We start from the raw sequence: 18,404 nt of genomic DNA, 5'->3' as shown, positions 1-18,404 counted from the left end.
GCGTGACACCGCCGTCCGATCGCGTGAGCGCTGTTACGGGCGAGCTTCCAGGATCAGGTTGAACGGCGTTTCCGCCGCGCGGCGGAAGCGTGAGAAGCCACCCTGGCGCGCCACCTCACGCAGCCTGGTCTCGCCGGCCTGCGCGCCGAGTGCAAGCCCGACCTCCTGGTCCAGCGACGCCGGCGTGCAGATCATCGTCGACGCTGCGTAGTAGACGCGCCCGATCGGATTGAGGTTGTCCTCCAGCCGGTCGTTGGCGAACGGCTCGATCAGCAGGCAGGTGCCGTCGTCGGCGAGGGTGGAGCGGGTGTGCTTGAGCGCGCCGACCGGGTCGCCCATGTCGTGCAGACAATCGAAGAAGCACACCAGGTCGTAGCGATTGGCAGGGAAGTCCTTGGCCGAGTGCGTCTGGAAATGAACGCGGTCCGACAATCCCGCCTCCTTCGCAGCCATCCGCGCCGCCTGGATCGAGCCGTCATGATAGTCGAAGCCGAAGAAGGTTGACTTCGGAAACGCCTCCGCCATCAACCGGGTCGAGACGCCGTGGCCGCAGCCGACGTCGGCGACGACAGCGCCCTTCTTCAGCTTGTCGACGACGCCCTCGAGCGCCGGCAGCCATTCCTGCACCAGATAGTGCTTGTAGCTGGTGCGGAAGAACCGCGCCGTGCCGCAGAACAGGCACTCGCTGCGCTTGTTCCAGCCGACGCCCTTGCCGGTCTTGAACGCGTCGGTAATTTTCGGCTCGTCGAGAAATGTCGCGCCGACCAGGCTTCCCACGGCGCCGAGGAAGACCGGGCTCTCCTCGTCGGCGAGCGCGAGCGCCTGCTCGGGCAGCATCGAGAATTTTCCGGTTGCGCTGTCGTACTCGACGTAACCGGAAGCGGCCTGCGCGGAGAGCCACTCCTGAACGTAGCGTCCGGCTGTTCCTGTTGCCTTGGCCAGCGCCGCTGCATTCATCGGTCCTTGCTGCGCGAGAGCCTTGTAGAGCCCGAGCTTGTCGCCCAGCAGCATCAGCGAGGCGTTCATCGCCGCGCCGACATCGCCAATCATCTTTCCCATGAATGAATTAAGACGCTCCTCGTTGACGTCCATGATGTTCCTCCATCGCAATCGGTTTTGCCAAAAGTCCGTCAGTGGCAATGACACATATGCGCCGTCGTCCGGGCAGGTAGCCATGGGGCGACTTGATCGCATGAAAGGTTCGCTGAAATGACCCGATTGTTACTTGGGACGCCGGAGCGGCCCGACCTCTCAAACCTGCGAGGCAGGCGGCCTATGCCGCCGTCTGCGGCATGATCAGCCTCTTGTACAGCGCGCCGTAGCAGGCGGCCGACAGGTCCCAGCTGTAGGACTTGGCCATCGCGCTGGCGCGCATGGCATTGAGGCGATCCTTGGCGCGATAGGCGTCGAAGGCGCGCCTGACGCCGCCGAGGAAGGATTCCGCCGATGGCTGCGCGAACAGGAAGCCGGTCTCGCCGTCGGCGATGGTCTCCGCGAGCCCGCCGGTCTGGTGGCCGATCGGCAGCGAGCCGAAGCGCTGCGCATACATCTGGCTGAGGCCGCAGGGTTCGAAGCGCGACGGCATCAAGGTGAAATCGCTGCCGGCGAAGATCCGGCGCGCCTGCGCATCACTGAAGCCGATGATGACGCCGATCGCGTCGGGCCGGCGCCGATGCGCGGCCACCAGTGCGTCCTCGATCGCCGGCTCGCCGCTGCCGGTGACGACGATCTGTCCGCCGTCCCTGATGATCTCGTCGGCGGCCGACAGCACGAGGTCGACGCCCTTCTGATGCACGAGCCGCGCAACCAGGCCGAAGATCGGCCCGCGCGAGACCGCAAGGCCGAACTGCCGGCGGACATAGTCGGCGTTGGCCTGCTTGCCCTTCCAGTCGCCGGCGCCGAACGGCTGCGCGAGCTGTGCGCAGTGGCGCGGGTCCCAGCTCTCGTCGATGCCGTTGAGGATGCCGGTCAGCTGCTCGGCGTCGGAGCGGACGCGCAGCAGGCCCTCCAGCCCGCAGCCGAGCTCGGCGGTGGTGATCTCCCTCGCATAGGTCGCGCTGACCGTGGTCAGATGCGAGGCGTAGACGAGGCCTCCTTTGAGGAAGGACAGCTTGTCGTAGAACTCCAGCCCGTCGATGTGGAATGAGCTTTCCGGTGCGCCGATCCGCCGCAGCGAGTCCCGCGGAAACAGGCCCTGATAGGCGAGATTGTGGATGGTCAGGATCGATGGAATCCGCGCCTCGCGCCATGCGAGGTAGGCGGGTGCGAGCGCGGCCTGCCAGTCGTTGGCGTGAACGAGGTCCGCTGCCCAATTCTTGTCCAGCGTTCCGGCTGCAAGTTCGGCAGCGGCGGAGGCAAAGCGGCCGAAGCGGATGTCGTTGTCGGGCCAGTCGCGGCCGGACTCGTCGCCATAGGGATTGCCCGGCCGGTCGTAGAGCTGCGGACACAACAGCACGTAGACCGGCAGCCCGTCTTTGGTCGATGCGCGCCCGAGCGTGCAGGCCGGCATCTCGGCGAGGGCCTCGCATTGTCCAACGATTTCAATATGAGTGAACTGTTCGACCACGTCCCGGTAGCCGGGAAGTATGATCCTGACGTCGCTCCAGGAGCGGAGCGCCCGGGGAAGTGCAGCGGAAACGGCGCCGAGCCCGCCCACGCGGACGAAATCGTCCATCTCCGTCGTGACGAATAAGACCTTCAACAAGCGCCCTCGTTCCCGCCCGTGACAAGGCTATGCAAGATCGGGTCCAATCTGCCTTTGAGTAAAATGCAAGACGGCCCGGGTCCCGGTCTGGACGAGACGCTTTCCTGTCAGGGCGGCTCACTTTAGGGTCTCGCGACGCCGAACAACGGAAACGACGAAGCTGGAGGAAGCCTTGGCCACGACAATAGCCGCTGACGATGAGGGGAATTTGACACGGAGCTTTGACGGCCTTCGCGTGCTCGATTTTTCGACCACGATCGCCGGACCTCATTGCACGCGGATGCTCGCCGACATGGGTGCGGAGGTGATCAAGATCGAGCCCGCCGAGGGCGAGACGATGCGGACGCGGCCGCCGGTGCGCAACCATTGCTCGACGGCGTTCGGCCAGCTCAATATCGGCAAGAACAGCCTCGTGCTCGACCTGAAGTCGCCGGCCGGCGTCGAAGCCGTGCACCGGCTGATCGCGACCGCGGACGTGCTGGTGGAGAATTTCCGCCCCGGCGTGATGCGCCGGCTCAAGCTCGACTATGCCTCGATCCGCGACATCAATCCGAAGCTGATCTTCTGCTCGATCTCCGGCTACGGCCAGACCGGCCCATCGGCGGAATTGCCGGCCTATGCGCCGGTGATCCATGCCGCTTCAGGCTACGAGATGGCGCATCTCGCCTACCAGCCGGGCCGCAGCCGGCCGGATTATTGCGGCATCTATCACGCCGACGTGTTGACCGGGGTCTATGCCTTCGGCGCGATCTCGGCGGCGCTCTATCAGCGCGGTGCCAGAGGCAAGGGCCAGCACATCGACGTCTCGATGCTGGAATCGATGCTGAGCCTGACCCTGAACGAGTTGCAGTGGTCGCAATTCGAGGTGAAGCAAACCCAGCGGCCGATGTTCGGCCCGATCGAAACCACCGACGGCTACGTGATGGTGGCGATCGCCAGCGAGAAGACGTTCCAGAACCTGATGCAGGTGATCGGCCGGCCTGAATGGGTGTCCGATCCGCGCTTCGCCAAATATTCCGATCGGCGGGAGAATTGGGCTGATCTGATGGAGGGCGTCGAGGCGTGGTCGCGTTCGGTCAGCACGCAGGCCTGTCTTGCCGCGCTCAATGAATATGGCGTGCCGTCGTCGGCCTATCGCACCGTGCGCGAGGCGCTCGCCGATCCGCAAATCGCCCATCGCGGTGCACTGGCCGAGGTTGAGGACGGCGGTGGCAGCTTCAAGGTGCTCAATCTGCCGTTCCGGATGTCCGGTGCTGCGGTCGGTGCGGCCAGGCGGATGTCGACGCTCGGCGAGCACACGCTGTCTTATCTGAAGGAGATCGGGCTCTCCGACGACCAGATCGCTGGCTTTGCATCGCAACCGGCAAAGACGGCGCGCAGCTAGAGCATGATCCGGACCCGGAGGGCCGAGTTGGCGCAAAGGGGATGCCGCTTTCCGGAAGGATCGTGCTCAAACAGCTGGACGAGATCATGATGCGGGTCCACGTGATCGCATCGTGATCGAGCTGCGGCTTTTCATCCGTTTTACGGTCTTGTCGCGCGCGGCGATTCCGGACAAGCTGCCTGCCAACGTACGACGATCCGGAACACCGGACGTCGCCACCTGGGAGGGAGCATCGATGAAGCTGGCCGGGCGCGCGCACGCAGTTGCGCGCATATTTCTTGTGGCGGGATTAGGCGCAGCGGCGTTCGCTGCACCGGCCCATGCGCAGAAGCAGGGCGGAACGCTCACCGTCGGCCAGGAGCTGGACATTCCGGGCTTCGACCCGCTCAAGGTCGGCGTCTACGATACATCGGCCAACACTGCGGCAGCCTCGATCTTCGACACGCTGATGACGCTCGACGAGAAGGGCGAGCCGAAGCCGAAGCTCGCGCTGTCGTGGGAGCATTCCGAGGACTTCAAGACCTGGACCATCAAGCTGCGGCCCGGCGTCAAATTCCACGACGGCACGCCGTTCAATGCGCAGGCGGTGAAGGAGAATTTCGACCGCCAGAAGGATCCGGCCAACAAGTGCCGCTGCGCCTTCTACATTACCAGCATCAAGAGCGTGGACGTCGTCGATGACCTCACGGTGCGCTACAATTTCAGCGACCCGGCGGTGAACTTCCCGGCGACGCAATCGATCCAGAGCTCCAACAACGTGATGCAGTCGCCGACCGCGTGGAAGACCAAGGGCGATGATTACAATCGCAACCCGGTCGGTACCGGTCCCTACATCTTGAAATCCTGGAACGCCGGCGACCGCATGGTGCTGGAGAAGAACCCGGACTATTGGGATAAGGGCAAGCCCTATCTCGATCGCGTCATCCTGAAGCCGCTGCCGGATGCGCAGTCGCGCTTCGCCTCGCTGCAATCCGGCGAGGCCGACATCATCTGGGACGACGAGGCCGACGCCGACAATATTATCAAGGCGCGCAAGGACGCGAGTCTGACCGTGCATACCTATCAAGGCTCCGGGGCCGCAGTCGCCGCCTTCAACACCAAGGTCCCACCGTTTGACGACGTGCGCGTGCGCCAGGCGCTGGTGATGGCGCTCGACCGCGAGAAGATGTCGCAGGCGATCACCAATGGTCTGGCGCGGCCGGCCAGCAATCCCTACGGCGACGGCTCCTGGGTGAAGTGCAAGGATGACGGCGCGCTGCTCTACGATGTCGAGAAGGCCAAGGCGTTGATCAAGGATTACGGCAAGCCGGTCGAGTTCAAGATGCTGGTCACGGCGACGCCGCGCGGCCGCACAGGCGGTCAGGTGTTGCAACAATTCTGGAAGCGGATCGGCGCCAATATGGAGATCGAGCAGGTCGATCAGGCGACCATTCCGCCGCGCGCCTTCATGCGCCAGTTCCAGCTCACGCCGTGGCGCATCGTCGATCTCGCCGATCCCGACCCGCAGATGTACGCCAATTTCCACACGGGCAGTCCGGTGGCGCTGGCGAACTATTCCAATCCGGAGCTCGACCGGCTGCTGGAGCATGCACGGACCACCGCCGACGTCGCCCAGCGTACCGACGATTATTGCGCGATCAGCCGCCTGATCAACAAGGAGGCGATCTGGTTCTGGACCTTCCAGAACACCTACTACGCGATCTCGAGCACGAAGGTGAAGGGCGTGCCAAAGATGTTCAACGGGGTGCTCGACGTCTCCTACGCCTGGAAGGAATAGCCTTTCATGCTGTTCTTCGTCGCGCGCCGGCTCCTGTACCTTGTACCGGTGCTGATCGCGGTTTCGGTCCTGACCTTCGTGATCGCCTCGCTGCTGCCCGGCGATCTCGCCTACGTGATCCTCGGCGACCAGGCGACGCCGGAGAATGTCGCGGCGCTGCGTCACGACCTGGGTCTCGATCAGCCGATCTGGCTGCGCTATCTCGGCTGGCTGTGGCACATCCTGCAGGGTGATTTCGGACGGTCGTTCCGCACCGGGCAGACCGTGTGGCAGGCGGTCAGCGAGCGCGTGCCGGTCTCGTTCGAGCTGATGATCTTCGCCGAGCTGATCGGGCTTGCGATCGGCGTGCCGCTGGCGATCGCCTGCGCCGCCAAGGCGGGCTCCGCGTTCGACCGCTTCATGACCGGCTCGGCCTTCGGATTGCTGTCGGTGCCGACCTTCCTGTCCGCGATCCTCTTGATTTATTTGTTTGCGGTCGAGCTGCGCTGGCTGCCGGCGACCGGCTATGTGCCGTTTACCGAGGACCCGGTCGCCAATCTGCGCTTCATGGTGCTGCCGGCGCTGACGCTCGGGCTTGCGGAATGGCCGGGCATCATGCGCGTGCTGCGCTCCGACATGATCGCTGCGCTCCAGGAGGACTATATCGCGCTCGCCAAGGCCAAGGGCCTGAAGCCGTCGCGCATCCTGTTCGTGCATGCACTGAAGCCGTCGTCGCTGACACTCGTCACCATCACCGGCATCAATATCGGCCGCCTGATCGGCGGCGCCGTGATCGTCGAGACGATCTTCGCGCTGCCCGGCATCGGCCGTCTCCTGGTCGGCGCGATCCTGACCCGCGACCTCATCATCCTGCAGGGTGTCGTGCTGCTGGTCGGCGCGGGCTTCGTCATCATGAACTTCATCGTCGATCTGCTCTATGCCTTACTCGATCCGAGGATCCGCCATGGCCACGCTTGAGCTCAGCCTCGACGAGAGCAGTGCCGCACCGGCGCGGCGCAAGCGCCGGGTTGGCACGCTGTTCTGGCTCGCCATCGGATGGACCGTCGTGGTATTTGCGGTCGCGATCCTTGCGGACCTGCTGCCGCTGCCGAGCCCGACCGACATGGACATGCTGGAGCGGCGGGCGCCGGTTTCGGCCGAGCACTGGCTCGGCACCGACGGCCTCGGCCGGGATGAATTGTCGCGGCTGATCTATGGCGCCCGCATCTCGCTGATCGTCGGCCTCTGCGCACCTATGATCGGTGTCACCATCGGCGGCGCGCTCGGTATCCTCGCCGGCTATTTCCGCGGCCGTTTCGAATCCTTCGTGGTCGGCGGCATGGACGTGCTGCTGGCATTTCCGCCGCTGATCCTGGCGCTTGCGGTCACCGCCTTTCTCGGCCAGTCGATCTTCAACCTGACCTGCATCCTCGGTGTGCTCGGCATCCCGGCCTTCATGCGGGTGGCGCGGGCGTCGACGCTGACGCTGGCACGGCGCGAATTCGTCATCGCGGCGCAGGCGCTCGGCGCTACCCATGCACGCATCCTGCTGCGCGAACTGCTGCCCAACGTGCTGTTGCCACTCATCGCCTTCTTCCTGCTCGGCGTCGCCGTCACCATCGTGGTCGAGGGCTCGCTGTCCTTCCTCGGCCTCGGCGTGCCGCCGCCGATCTCGAGTTGGGGCAGCATGATCGGGGAGGGGCGCGAAAGCCTCGAGGTGGCGCCGCAGCTCGCCTTCATTCCGGCGATTGCGATGTTCCTGACCGTGCTCTCGTTCAACCTGATCGGCGACACGATGCGCGCGCTGACCGACCCGAGGCAGGGTGCGCTATGAGCGGTGCGCTGCTGTCGGTCGAGGACGCGGTGGTCGACCTGCCGACGCCGCGCGGCAATCTGCGGGCGGTCGATCATGTCGATCTCGCCGTCGGCGCGGGCAAGACGCTCGGCATCGTCGGCGAATCCGGCTGCGGCAAGACCATGCTGTCGCGGGCCGTCCTGCAGCTGCTGCCCAAGAAGGCCAAGTTGTCCGGCCACGTGATGTTCGACGGGCAGGATCTCACGACGCTGTCGGCGGAGAAATTGCGCAAGCTGCGCGGCCGCTCGCTCGCCGTCGTGTTCCAGGATCCCATGACCTCGCTCAATCCGGTGCTGACCATCGGCACCCAGCTGATCGAGACCATCCAGGAACATCTCGAGCTCGATCTGGCCCAGACCAGGCAGCGCAGCATCGAACTGCTGACGGCGGTCGGCATTCCGGCGCCCGAGCAGCGGCTGACGCAATATCCGCATCAGCTGTCCGGCGGCATGCGCCAGCGCGTCGCGATCGCGGTGGCGCTGTCCTGCGAGCCGAAGCTCCTGATCGCCGACGAGCCGACCACCGCGCTCGACGTCACGATCCAGGCGCAGATCCTCGATCTCTTGGCACGCGAGCAGCAGCGCCGTCATATGGCGATGATCATCATCACGCATGACCTCGGCGTGGTCGCCGGCCGTACCGACGAGGTCGCGGTGATGTATGCGGGGCGCGTCGTCGAGCGCGCGCCGACGCCGGCCTTGTTCAAGCAGATGCGGATGCCCTACACCGAGGCGCTGCTCGCCGCGCTGCCGAAGCTCGACGTGCCGCCGCATACGCCGTTGCCGGCGATTTCGGGGCGGCCGCCCGATCCGACCCGGCCGCTGAAGGGCTGCTCGTTCTCGCCGCGCTGCCGCTATTCGGCCGGGCGCTGCAGCACGGAGAAGCCGCAGCTCAGTCCGGCGGAGACATTAGAGCATCTCTATGCCTGCTTCCATCCGATCGCGGCGGGACGTGGCGCATGATGTTGCAGGCCGCATCCAATCCGCTGATGAAAGTGGAAAACCTCGTCGTCGAGTATTCGGTGGGGGGCAAGACCATCCATGCCGTCTCCGATGTCAGCCTCGAGATCGCGCGCGGCGAGACGCTGGGGCTGGTCGGCGAATCCGGCTGCGGCAAGTCCACGCTCGGCCGTGCCGTGCTGCAATTGGGCCAGGCCGTCTCCGGCAAGGTGCTGTTCGACGGCCACGACCTCACCACCCTGAAGGGCGAGGCGCTGCGCAAGATGCGCCGGCGCGTGCAGCTGATCTTTCAGGACCCGATCGCCTCGCTCAATCCGCGGCGGCGGATCGGCGACATCGTCGCCGAGCCGCTGGTGATCGCGGGCGTCAAGGATCCCGAGGAACGCCGGCGGCGCGTCAGCGAGGCGCTGTCGGCGGTCGGCCTCGATCCGGCGCTGGTAAGCGGACGGCTGCCGCACGAATTCTCCGGCGGACAATGTCAGCGCATCTGCATCGCCCGTTCGCTGGTGCTCAATCCGGAATTCGTGATCTGCGACGAGCCGGTGTCTGCGCTCGATGTCTCGATCCGTGCGCAGATCCTCAATCTGCTGGAGGAGATGAAGGCTCGTTACGGCCTGACCCTGCTGTTCATCGCCCACGACCTCGCCGTGGTGAAGGCGGTCTCGGATCGCGTCGCGGTGATGTATCTCGGCCGGCTCTGCGAGGTTGGTCCGTCGGAGCAGCTGTTTATACGGCCGGCGCATCCTTATACCGCGCTGCTCATCGAAGCGATCCCGGTGCCGGATCCGGATGTCCGGCCGACCCAGAGCGTGCCGGTCGGCGAGCCGCCGTCGCCGATCGCGCCGCCGTCGGGCTGTCGCTTCCGCACCCGCTGCCCGCGGGCCGATGCGCGCTGTGCCAGCGAGGCGCCGGAACTGCGTCTGGTTGCGCCCGGCCAGTTCGCGGCTTGCCATCATCCGCTGATCTGAATAGTCACCCTCTGAACAGTGACGCGTTGGCATTCGAGCGAGCTGCATGGCGGCTTGCTCGAAAATGGGGTCTTGAGCGTTTGTCCCGGGCGGGCAGGCGTGGCAAGGTCCGCCTCAAGAACAAGTTTCGGGAGAACAGCGATGAAGAGTTTCCAGGTCGTCGATTTCAACGCCCCCTTGAAAGAGGTCGATCAGCCGACGCCGCAGCCGTCGGGCACGCAGGTGCTGATCAAGGTCAAGGCCGCCGGCGTCTGCCACAGCGATCTGCACATCTGGGAGGGCGGCTACGATCTCGGCCATGGCCGCAAACCGCTGTCGCTGAAGGACCGCGGCGTCTCGCTGCCGCGCACGATGGGCCATGAGACGGTCGGCGAAATCGTCGCCTTCGGGCCGGATGTGAAGGACGCCGATAAGGGCGCCCTCAAGGTCGGCGATGTCACGCTGGCCTATCCGTGGCTCGGCTGCGGCAAATGCCCGACCTGCATTGGCGGCGACGAGAACATGTGCGCGATCAAGCCGAATGCGCTCGGCGTCTATTGCGACGGCGGTTATGCCGATCACATGACGGTGCCGCATCCGAAATATCTGCTCGACCTCAAGGGCCTCGATCCCGTCACGGCCGCGCCTTACGCCTGCTCTGGCGTCACGACCTACAGTGCGCTGAAGAAGGTCGAGAAGGATCTCGACACGCCGATCGTGATCTTCGGCGCCGGCGGGCTCGGCCTGATGGCGCTCTCGCTGTTGAAGGCGATGGGCGGCAAGGGCGCGATCGTGGTCGACATCGACGCCAGGAAGCGTGAGGCTGCGGAAGCTGCCGGTGCGCTCGCGACCGTCGACGGCAAGGCGCCCGACGCGCTGGAGCAGCTCATCAAGAAAGCGGGGCAGCCGATCCGCGCCGCGATCGACCTGGTCGGCAACGCCCAGACCTCGCAACTCGGCTTCGATTGCCTGACCAAGGGCGGCAAGCTCGTGATCGTCGGCCTGTTCGGCGGCGGCGCGACCTGGGCGCTGCCGCTGATCCCGATCAAGGCGGTCACCATCCAGGGCAGCTATGTCGGCAATCTGCGCGAGACGCAGGAGCTGCTCGACCTCGTCCGGACCAAGAAGATCCCGGCGATCCCGGTCACGCCGATGCCGCTGGCAAAGGCGAACGAGGCGCTGACCAATCTGCAGAAGGGCCAGCTGGTCGGCCGCGCCGTGCTGATGCCATAGATCAGTCACCGTCCTTCCGGGATGGTGCGCCAGCACCAGACCGGGAATCTCGAGATTCCGGGTTCGATGCCCGCATTGCCCAGGAATGACGATCATCTTTCGGGAGTCCCCATGTCCGCCAACGACGCACTCCACATCGCAGTTCTCGGTGGCGATGGCATCGGTCCCGAGGTGATGGCGCCGGCGCTCGAAGTGCTGCGCAGGATCGAGGCGTCGTCCGGCCTCAAATTCCGCTTCACCGAGGCGCCGGCTGGCGCCGGCCATTACAAGCAAACTGGCAAGTCGATGCCGGAGAGCACGATTCGGCTGTGCGAGGAGGCCGACGCGATCCTGCTCGGGGCCTGCGGCCTGCCGTCGGTGCGCTACCCCGACAACACCGAGATCGCGCCGCAGATCGAGTTGCGGATGATCTTCGATCTCTACGCAGGAGTGCGGCCGGCGCGATTGATCCCGGGGGTGCCGAGCACGATCGTCGGTGCCGATCAGAAGGGCATCGACCTTGTCGTGATCCGGGAATCGACCGAGGGCCTGTTCGCCTCGATGGGCAAGGGCGTCGTCACCGACAGCGAGGCGCGCGAGACCATGGTGATCACGCGCCGGACTTCCGAGCGGCTGTTCGAGTTCTCGTTCCGGCTTGCCGAACGCCGCAAGGCGCGCGGCCGCGTCGGCGGCGGGCTGACCTGCGTCGACAAGGCGAACGTGTTCAAGGCGTTCGCGTTCTTCCGCAGCATCTTCGACGAGACCGCGCAGCGTCATCCCGACGTCAGGGCTGACCATCTCTACATCGACGCGGCTGCGGCCGCGCTGGTGAAGCGCCCCTGGGACTTCGACGTCATGGTGACCGAGAACATGTTCGGCGACATCCTGTCCGACCTTACCGCCGGCCTGATCGGCGGCATGGGCATGGCGCCGTCGGCCGATATCGGTGACCGCTACGCGGTGTTTCAGCCGTGTCATGGCACGGCGCCGGACATCATGGGACAGGGCAAGGCCAACCCGACCGCGATGATCCTGTCGGCTGCGATGATGCTGGACTGGCTCGCCGACAAGCACTCTCTCGACAGCGCCGCTGAAGCTGCCGAAAGCATCGAGCGGGCCGTCGACAAGGTCTATGCCGGCGGCATCAAGCCGTTCGAATTTGGCGGCAGCAACGGTACCGCCGATATCGCGAAGGCCGTGCTGGCGGCGCTTTGACGGCGACGAGACCGAGCCCGCCTCCTTTCGCCGCGCTGGCCGACCGGAGCCGTTACGGCAGCAGCGTTGCGTCGCCGTCGAATGGGCCGGCGTACCAGGCGTTCTCGTCCGCGAGGGTGCGGGCCAGGGCCTCGTCCGTCGTCTTGTAGATGAGCGGATCGGTCGGGTAGGTCCTGACGTAAGGGTTCCATCTCATCATGATCCGCCTGATATGTCTGGACACGCCGACCACCTCGAACAGATGACCGCCCGAAGCGACCGCGTTCGCATAGGCCGCCTCGAGCAGCGCTTCGCTCACGTCGGGGTCGTCCTGCTCCACCAGGATGTCGGCGAGCATCGACCGTCGCAAACCTGTCTCGCGGTCGACCGCATGCAGCACGACGGCATACCCCGCCAGGCGCTGGAATCGATGGTGGCAAAGCACGGCAACCGTCGAAGAGCTCCCAGGGAGCGTGAAGTGCCACCGGAGAGAGGCGGGACTTCGGTCGGCCAGCAACCGAGGGGCCTCGCCCAATTTGCGTCGCCACAGCGCTTCGAATTCGTCCCCGATGTCCTTCACATCGATTTCCGTTACTCTGCCGGTCAGACGGCCCCGTGGTCCGCGGCGGAGCGAATCCAAACGCATGGCCGACGCGGCAAGGAAAGCTCCGACAGACTCCATTCCGCTCCCGACGTCGAGCTTCGCTGCGAGCACCCGCGCAAACTGACGGACATCCAGGATCCAGAACAAGATCTTGTCGTAGTCGGGGTCAGGCAACGACCTCGCATGAAGGGCTTTTGATTGATTGACCACCGATGCTGTCGAGTGCGTGATCACGAAGAGATCGATATCTCGCTGCCGGAAGAACGAAGCCAGCAGGCCGATGCATCGGGTGCGGTACGCCGGCTCGATCACGAGGCCAGCTGCTGTCGCGGCGAATATCGTTCGGCTTTCGAGCTGGTAGAGCACGGGAATGTTTCCCTGGTACCCGACGATTCCCTGCGCGGTCTCCAGCACCCACCCCATGCTGGGTTGCGATTTGGCGGCTGCCATCGCGGGATTTTGTCGCCAGAGCCGATCCCAGTTCTCCGGGCTGTCTTTCGCAAGTCCCCCGCGTTCCTTCAGCCTCGCGACGCTTTCGAAATCCGCAAACCGGACCTCCCGCTGCTTCGCCGGCGCCAACGCGATTCCGGAGAGCGGTGCCGCTTCGGCTTGAGCGGACGCAGGACGGCGCCGGCTTTTCAGGAGTCGGAGCAGGATATCGGCGGCGTGATACTTGGAGCGTGCCTGAATTTGCGCCGGCGCACGGGTTCCCGCCATCAATCCCTCCCTAGCCGAATGGCGGCGACGACCCGGTGGCGCCATTTCGCCACCGAGGCTGCGTCAATTGCTCGGACACGAACAGGCACAGGGGGCCGATCAGCGTCATCCGTTCTGGATCGAGGTTCTCGAAATCGATCTCCCCGTCGAAGTGCTCGCCCACCGCCATCATCATCTCGACGAAGGCGAGCGAATCGAGCGCGCCCGACAGCAGCAGGTCGTAGTCGTCGGGGAGATCGCGTAGCGGACGCTGTCCGCGGTCCTGGAGCTTCCGGTTGAGAAAGGCTCCGAAGAACGCGCGGACGTCGTCCGTGGTCGGACCGCTCATTGGCTATCTCCCAAAACCGCCGGCATGGCCTTGCGGTCGTATTTTCCGTTGGCGTTGCGCGGCAGCCGGCTGCGGACGTGCCATCGTCTCGGGACCATGTAGTCCGGCAGCCGGGCGGCGACCGCCGCGCGAAGCCGGTCGAGATCAACCGGCCCGCCTTCGATGAGCACTTCGATGCCGCCATAGCCGCTCGACGTGACGGGCCAACCGATCGCCACGACGCCGTCGACGCCCGAGGCCTCGCGCACCACGGCTTCGACCTCGCCGAGCTCCACCCTGTGGCCGAGGATCTTCACCTGGGAATCCATGCGGCCGAGATGGGTCAGGGGACCATCGCCGGCGGGCCGGCGCACGCGGTCGCCGGTGCGGTAGAACATCTCCTGCCGTCCGGGCGGAACGACGAAGGCTGCGGCGGTCTTCTCGGGATCCTTCCAATAGCCAAGCGACATCTGCGGACCGCTCATCAGCAGTTCGCCGTCCGCGCCCGGCCCGACCTCGTTCAGGTGCTCGTCGACGATGAGCACGTTCATTCCCGGGAATGGCGCGCCGATCGGCACGATGCCCACCTCCGCTTCGAGTGGCGCCCGCTTCGGATCCCACCGGTAGCCGGTGCATGCGATGGTCAGCTCGGTCGGTCCGTAGAGGTTCTCCACGACGCTGTTCGGCGCGGCCATCGCCCAGGCCGCGACGCTAGCGACGGGCAGCGGCTCGCCGCAGAACAGGCTCAGCCTGAGCGAGGGAAACCCTCCCGGCTTCAAAAGGCCGGACTGCTTCATCAGCGCGACCATCGAGGGCACGGAGAACCAGACCGTCAGCCCCTGGTCGCGGATGAACCGCCCAGGATTGATCAGCGTCTTCTGCGAGGGGCAGCACACGCAGGCGCCGCGTTCCCACGCCACGAACATGTCGGATGCCGACAGGTCGAACGTCATGTCGAACGTCTGCGAGACGGTGTCCAGCTCCGTGATGGCGAAGCGCTCCGCAGCATGGTCGACGTAGGCTGCGACGTTGCGGTGCGCGACCATTACTCCCTTCGGCATGCCGGTGCTGCCGGAGGTGAACAGCAGATAGGCGATCGCGTCCTCGCGCGCGTCCGGCTCGCGCCAGTCGGTGTAGCATTCGAGATCGGCGGCTCCGACGACGGCGTGCCGCGGCCATCGTTCGCGATAGGGGCGAGGATCCTCGAGACCGGGCGCGATCACGAGCAGCGGTTCGTTCACGCCCGCCATGAGCGCGTTCATTTGCGGCAAGGATTCCGCGTCGACGATGATCGATCGGCACTCCGAGCGGACGAACATCGACCTGGTGCGCTCGACCGGGAAGCTGCGGTTCAGCGGCACGTAGCCGTTTCCGGCCAGAAGCGATCCGAGCACGCCGGCGAACGCGGTCGCGCTGCGATGCGCGAACACGGCGGTCAGGGGCGTCGACGACCCTTCGCGATGCGCCTGGATGCAGGCTGCGATGCGGACGGCGACCTCGCGAAGCTGCCGATACGACAGCGACGTGCCCTGCGCCACGACGGCAGGACGGTAGGGAAACAGCTTCGCCGAGCGCAGGAAGCCCGTCCACAATCCCCGCCTTGATCCGTCCGCGCGCAACTCCATCGAACAATTGCCTAACCTAGCCTGCGAGGCCCTGACGCGCCGGGATCGCGAAGCGCTGATGATTTCAGACGCCGGGCCTTCGTCAGCGCCTGTCCGAAGACCTCGCCCGTATGGGCCAGTTCGTCGCGGCTGGGTGGAATGTCCAGGATGAACGTCCCGTAACCGGCCGCGGCGTAGCGCGCGAGTTCGTCGGAGACGACCCCGTAGTCACCAACCAGATACGGGCAGAAGGTCTTATAGTTTTCGAACGGTACCAGCCAATATGGCGTGTCCTGGCTGACGGCCGTCTCGGCCGCGAGATCGGACATCTGCTTGTGCCACGCCGAATCCGAGACCTTCATGGCCAACTTGTGCGCCAGTTGCCCCTTCTTGTCAGTCGGGAAGCGTTCGTGCGCGACGCGCCAGGCCTCGTCGGCGTTCGCGCGGGCGATGATGCCGACGCGCACGCCCGAGCCGACGCAGTCATCGTCGGCCTGCCCGTACTCTGCGGCCGGCTTGGGATACTTCACCGGCGTCGCGCCCAGCGCCTTGGCGGCCGCGAGCCCGGCTTCCGAGGAGCCCGACACGAATATGCCGGGCAGCAATTCCCGCGGCAGCGCTGGCGTCATCCTCAGATTGCGGACGGCATGGAATTGCCCTTCGAGCGTCATCGGTTCGGCGTTCTCCAGTAGCAGCTTGATGATGCCGGTGTATTCGACGAGCCTCGCGTACCGCTTGTCGTGCGCCGTCGCATCGCCGAGCGCTGCAAGCTCGGTCGTGTAGCCGCCTGCGACCATGTTCAGATAGAGCCGGCGTCCGTACATGTGCGCGAGCGAACTCACCATCTTGGCGACGCTGTACGGATGCATGTAGACCGGCTGCACCGCCACCAGCGGACAGAGCTCCCTCGTGCTCTGCAGGATGATCTGCGAGACGAGCCAGGGATCGACCAGGGAATTCTCCGTGTAGACCAGGATCCCCTTGCAGCCCGCCTCTTCACTCCAGCGGGCGACGGCCTGCACCCGTTCGACATAGTCCGCGGCCTGCACCGCGCCGGATTGCGGGCACGTGCTGAAGACGTCGAACCGAATGTCGGAAAACGTATCCATCATCCACCTCCGTTCAAATGACGTCGCAACGCCGTGGTTGGTGGAGAACCGCGTGACGATAGCAGATGCGTTCATGAGGTCCCCGACGCAAAGGTGGTACTCCGTCAAGTGATGGGAACGGATGGCCGGTCGACTATTCCGGGGCGGCGCGCGCTGCACCTTTTGCGGACCTTTGATTTCTCCGGTTTCTCTGCAACGATGCCGCGCAACCTGCTCGAATTTCCCTTGAGCCTGATCCGTCCAGGGGTTGTTGAATATGACCAAAGTAATCGGCATCAGTGGATTCGAGAGCTCGATCCCCTTCAAGCGGAAGCACTGGCCGGGCCTGGAGGAGCGTGAATATCGGATCTCACAGGGCCACGATTCCGCCGCGGTGCTGGTGGTCAACGGCAGGATCGTCGCCGGTGCCGCCGAAGAGCGCTTCAACCGCAAGAAACACACCAGTGATTTCCCGATCGGCGCGATCGGCTACTGCCTGGAGACCGCTGGCCTGAAGCCCTCCGACATCGACGTGATCTCTCACGGCTTCGACTATGCGCCCTACAAGGCCGCGTTCATGCTGGATCCGACCTCCGCCCAGCAATACAGGGAGGTCTTCTCGCGCGAAAAACTGCTCTCGCAAGTGGATGAGCACCTGCCCGGATTTCCGGCCGGCAAGGTCCACCACGTCAACCATCATCTGTCCCACGCCGCCAGCGCCTACTACACCTCCGGTTGGGACGAATGCCTGGTGGTGATCCTCGACGGCATGGGCGAGATCCACGCCGTCACCGTCTATCACGCGCACGACAACGCCATCGACAAGGTCGCGGAAATCACCGCCCAGGATTCGATCGGCATCCTCTATTCCACGCTGACGCTGCATCTCGGCTTCGATTTCAACTCCGACGAATACAAGATCATGGGCCTCGCTCCCTACGGCGATCCCGCCCGCCACCGTGCTTTTTTCGAGCGGACCGTGGAGCTGCGCGACGACGGCCTGATCAGGATTCCGCTGCTCCGCCTCAATACCGAGCGCCATGATCGCGAAACCTACGGCGCGACGCGACGTCATCTCGGTGAGTATCTGATCCCGGCGCGCGCGCCCGACGGCGACGTCACCGACGACCATCGCGACGTCGCCGCAGCGCTGCAAGAATGCCTCGACAGCGTCATGCTCCACATCTGCGGCCATTTCGGCCGTAGCACCGGCCTGCGCAGGCTCGCGATGGCGGGCGGCGTCGCGCTCAACTGCACTGCCAACGGCCGCCTGCTGCAGTCTGGCCTGTTCGACGAGATCTACGTTCAGCCGGCCGCAGGCGACGATGGCTCCGCGCTCGGCGCTGCGCTCTGGTCGGCATCGCGCGACAGTGGCGTGAAGAACGTCCGGATGCCGGTCCCCTTCCTCGGCCCCGCACCCACGCAAACCGAGATTTACAGGGCGCTGGCCGACACCGTCGGCCGCATCGAGATCACGCGCTTTCGGGATCTCGACGAGACCTGCGCGGCGGCGGCCAGGCTGATCGCCGCCGGACACGTGCTCGGCTGGTACCGCGGACGCATGGAGTTCGGGCCCCGCGCCCTCGGACACCGCAGCATCCTGGCCGATCCCGGTCATCCTGACATGCGCGACCGCATCAACGCGATGGTCAAGATGCGTGAGGCCTTCCGCCCGTTCGCGCCGGCGGTCAGCCTCGAGCAGGTGCATGACTGGTTCGAGGTGCCGAAGGGGCTCGAGCTTCCCTACATGATCATGACCGCCGACGTGCGCCCCGAGCACCGCGCCGCGCTGCCGGCGATCACGCATGTCAACGGCTCGGCCCGCGTGCAGACGGTCGGCGTCAGGGACAATCCCGAATTCCACGCGTTGCTGCGGGCGGTCGGCCGGGCGACTGGCCGAGAAATGGTGCTGAACACGAGCTTCAACGTGAAGGGGCAGCCGATCGTCAACACGCCGCGCGAGGCCATCGACACCTTCCTCGGCACCGGGATCGAATATCTCTTCCTCGAGAACGTGCTCGTCCGCCGCGTGGGCCAGATGTAGCCGGCACTGGCCGAAAAGGTGAGGGGGCC

15 protein-coding genes are annotated in these 18,404 nt (G+C 65.3%); 9 read left to right on the top strand and 6 right to left on the bottom strand.

The features are described from left to right. Nucleotides 1-33 precede the first annotated feature (33 nt). Both AC066Y_RS18115 and glgA read right to left on the bottom strand, forming a co-directional pair. Nucleotides 34-1,092: a class I SAM-dependent methyltransferase gene (locus AC066Y_RS18115; RefSeq protein WP_478275059.1), complete on the bottom strand. Its 1,059-nt coding sequence runs from the start codon at nucleotides 1,090-1,092 to the stop codon at nucleotides 34-36. A 181-nt stretch (nucleotides 1,093-1,273) separates the two neighbouring features. Continuing rightward, complete coding sequence (gene glgA / locus AC066Y_RS18110) at nucleotides 1,274-2,701, bottom strand: glycogen synthase GlgA (RefSeq protein ID WP_478275058.1); 1,428 nt, start codon at nucleotides 2,699-2,701, stop codon at nucleotides 1,274-1,276. A gap of 175 nt (nucleotides 2,702-2,876) precedes the next feature. Between glgA and AC066Y_RS18105 the strand changes: the two genes are divergently transcribed. The 8 genes from AC066Y_RS18105 to AC066Y_RS18070 all read left to right on the top strand — a co-directional run bounded on the left by AC066Y_RS18105 (nucleotide 2,877) and on the right by AC066Y_RS18070 (nucleotide 12,032). After that, nucleotides 2,877-4,088 (top strand): CaiB/BaiF CoA transferase family protein, encoded by a 1,212-nt coding sequence (locus tag AC066Y_RS18105; protein WP_478275057.1) that lies wholly within the window; start codon nucleotides 2,877-2,879, stop codon nucleotides 4,086-4,088. A 235-nt stretch (nucleotides 4,089-4,323) separates the two neighbouring features. Continuing rightward, nucleotides 4,324-5,865 carry an ABC transporter substrate-binding protein gene (locus AC066Y_RS18100; RefSeq protein ID WP_478275056.1) on the top strand — a complete coding sequence of 514 codons (1,542 nt, stop codon included), beginning with the start codon at nucleotides 4,324-4,326 and terminating at the stop codon, nucleotides 5,863-5,865. Between the two features lie 6 nt (nucleotides 5,866-5,871). Continuing rightward, the gene (locus AC066Y_RS18095; protein WP_478275055.1) at nucleotides 5,872-6,822 is read left to right on the top strand and encodes an ABC transporter permease; all 951 of its coding nucleotides are present in this window, start codon (nucleotides 5,872-5,874) and stop codon (nucleotides 6,820-6,822) included. Further along, the gene (locus AC066Y_RS18090; RefSeq protein WP_478275054.1) at nucleotides 6,809-7,678 is read left to right on the top strand and encodes an ABC transporter permease; all 870 of its coding nucleotides are present in this window, start codon (nucleotides 6,809-6,811) and stop codon (nucleotides 7,676-7,678) included. Before AC066Y_RS18095 ends, AC066Y_RS18090 begins: the two co-directional genes overlap by 14 nt. Next, a complete protein-coding gene (locus AC066Y_RS18085) occupies nucleotides 7,675-8,661 on the top strand; it encodes an ABC transporter ATP-binding protein (protein ID WP_478275053.1) in 987 nt (328 codons plus the stop codon). The genes AC066Y_RS18090 and AC066Y_RS18085 overlap by 4 nt, the downstream gene beginning before the upstream one ends. Continuing rightward, on the top strand, nucleotides 8,658-9,626 hold the full coding sequence (locus AC066Y_RS18080; protein ID WP_478275052.1) for an ABC transporter ATP-binding protein: 969 nt from the start codon (nucleotides 8,658-8,660) through the stop codon (nucleotides 9,624-9,626). Before AC066Y_RS18085 ends, AC066Y_RS18080 begins: the two co-directional genes overlap by 4 nt. A gap of 141 nt (nucleotides 9,627-9,767) precedes the next feature. Further along, nucleotides 9,768-10,838, top strand: a complete 1,071-nt coding sequence (locus AC066Y_RS18075) for an alcohol dehydrogenase (RefSeq protein WP_478275051.1) — start codon at nucleotides 9,768-9,770, stop codon at nucleotides 10,836-10,838. A gap of 111 nt (nucleotides 10,839-10,949) precedes the next feature. After that, nucleotides 10,950-12,032 (top strand): isocitrate/isopropylmalate dehydrogenase family protein, encoded by a 1,083-nt coding sequence (locus AC066Y_RS18070; protein ID WP_478275050.1) that lies wholly within the window; start codon nucleotides 10,950-10,952, stop codon nucleotides 12,030-12,032. A gap of 52 nt (nucleotides 12,033-12,084) precedes the next feature. Here AC066Y_RS18070 and AC066Y_RS18065 read toward each other — a convergent pair whose 3' ends face one another. Genes AC066Y_RS18065 through AC066Y_RS18050 form a run of 4 tightly spaced genes read right to left on the bottom strand, consistent with a single transcriptional unit; the run spans nucleotide 12,085 to nucleotide 16,628 of the window. Further along, complete coding sequence (locus tag AC066Y_RS18065; protein WP_478275049.1) at nucleotides 12,085-13,332, bottom strand: hypothetical protein; 1,248 nt, start codon at nucleotides 13,330-13,332, stop codon at nucleotides 12,085-12,087. Between the two features lie 10 nt (nucleotides 13,333-13,342). Then, on the bottom strand, nucleotides 13,343-13,660 hold the full coding sequence (locus AC066Y_RS18060; protein ID WP_478275048.1) for a hypothetical protein: 318 nt from the start codon (nucleotides 13,658-13,660) through the stop codon (nucleotides 13,343-13,345). Then, nucleotides 13,657-15,264: an amino acid adenylation domain-containing protein gene (locus AC066Y_RS18055; RefSeq protein WP_478275047.1), complete on the bottom strand. Its 1,608-nt coding sequence runs from the start codon at nucleotides 15,262-15,264 to the stop codon at nucleotides 13,657-13,659. The genes AC066Y_RS18060 and AC066Y_RS18055 overlap by 4 nt, the downstream gene beginning before the upstream one ends. An 11-nt stretch (nucleotides 15,265-15,275) precedes the next feature. Further along, nucleotides 15,276-16,628, bottom strand: a complete 1,353-nt coding sequence (locus AC066Y_RS18050; RefSeq protein WP_478275046.1) for an LLM class flavin-dependent oxidoreductase — start codon at nucleotides 16,626-16,628, stop codon at nucleotides 15,276-15,278. Between AC066Y_RS18050 and AC066Y_RS18045 the strand changes: the two genes are divergently transcribed. Then, a complete protein-coding gene (locus AC066Y_RS18045) occupies nucleotides 16,609-18,375 on the top strand; it encodes a carbamoyltransferase family protein (RefSeq protein ID WP_478275045.1) in 1,767 nt (588 codons plus the stop codon). The two genes, AC066Y_RS18050 and AC066Y_RS18045, sit on opposite strands and share 20 nt — an antisense overlap. Nucleotides 18,376-18,404: the final 29 nt, after the last annotated feature.

Source organism: Bradyrhizobium sp. USDA3010 (assembly GCF_056429065.1).
Note: the sequence above shows the minus strand (reverse complement) of the source record. Positions and strands in the feature narration are given on the sequence as shown.

Bases quoted from the DNA above. Each gene is read 5' to 3' on its own strand.
- AC066Y_RS18115 (WP_478275059.1), bottom strand. From the start codon at position 1,092: ATGGACGTCAACGAGGAGCGTCTTAATTCATTCATGGGAAAGATGATT.
- AC066Y_RS18100 (WP_478275056.1), top strand. From the start codon at position 4,324: ATGAAGCTGGCCGGGCGCGCGCACGCAGTTGCGCGCATATTTCTTGTG.
- AC066Y_RS18095 (WP_478275055.1), top strand. From the start codon at position 5,872: ATGCTGTTCTTCGTCGCGCGCCGGCTCCTGTACCTTGTACCGGTGCTG.
- AC066Y_RS18090 (WP_478275054.1), top strand. From the start codon at position 6,809: ATGGCCACGCTTGAGCTCAGCCTCGACGAGAGCAGTGCCGCACCGGCG.
- AC066Y_RS18085 (WP_478275053.1), top strand. From the start codon at position 7,675: ATGAGCGGTGCGCTGCTGTCGGTCGAGGACGCGGTGGTCGACCTGCCG.
- AC066Y_RS18080 (WP_478275052.1), top strand. From the start codon at position 8,658: ATGATGTTGCAGGCCGCATCCAATCCGCTGATGAAAGTGGAAAACCTC.
- AC066Y_RS18075 (WP_478275051.1), top strand. From the start codon at position 9,768: ATGAAGAGTTTCCAGGTCGTCGATTTCAACGCCCCCTTGAAAGAGGTC.
- AC066Y_RS18070 (WP_478275050.1), top strand. From the start codon at position 10,950: ATGTCCGCCAACGACGCACTCCACATCGCAGTTCTCGGTGGCGATGGC.
- AC066Y_RS18065 (WP_478275049.1), bottom strand. From the start codon at position 13,332: ATGGCGGGAACCCGTGCGCCGGCGCAAATTCAGGCACGCTCCAAGTAT.
- AC066Y_RS18060 (WP_478275048.1), bottom strand. From the start codon at position 13,660: ATGAGCGGTCCGACCACGGACGACGTCCGCGCGTTCTTCGGAGCCTTT.
- AC066Y_RS18055 (WP_478275047.1), bottom strand. From the start codon at position 15,264: ATGGAGTTGCGCGCGGACGGATCAAGGCGGGGATTGTGGACGGGCTTC.
- AC066Y_RS18045 (WP_478275045.1), top strand. From the start codon at position 16,609: ATGACCAAAGTAATCGGCATCAGTGGATTCGAGAGCTCGATCCCCTTC.
- AC066Y_RS18050 (WP_478275046.1), bottom strand. From the start codon at position 16,628: ATGCCGATTACTTTGGTCATATTCAACAACCCCTGGACGGATCAGGCT.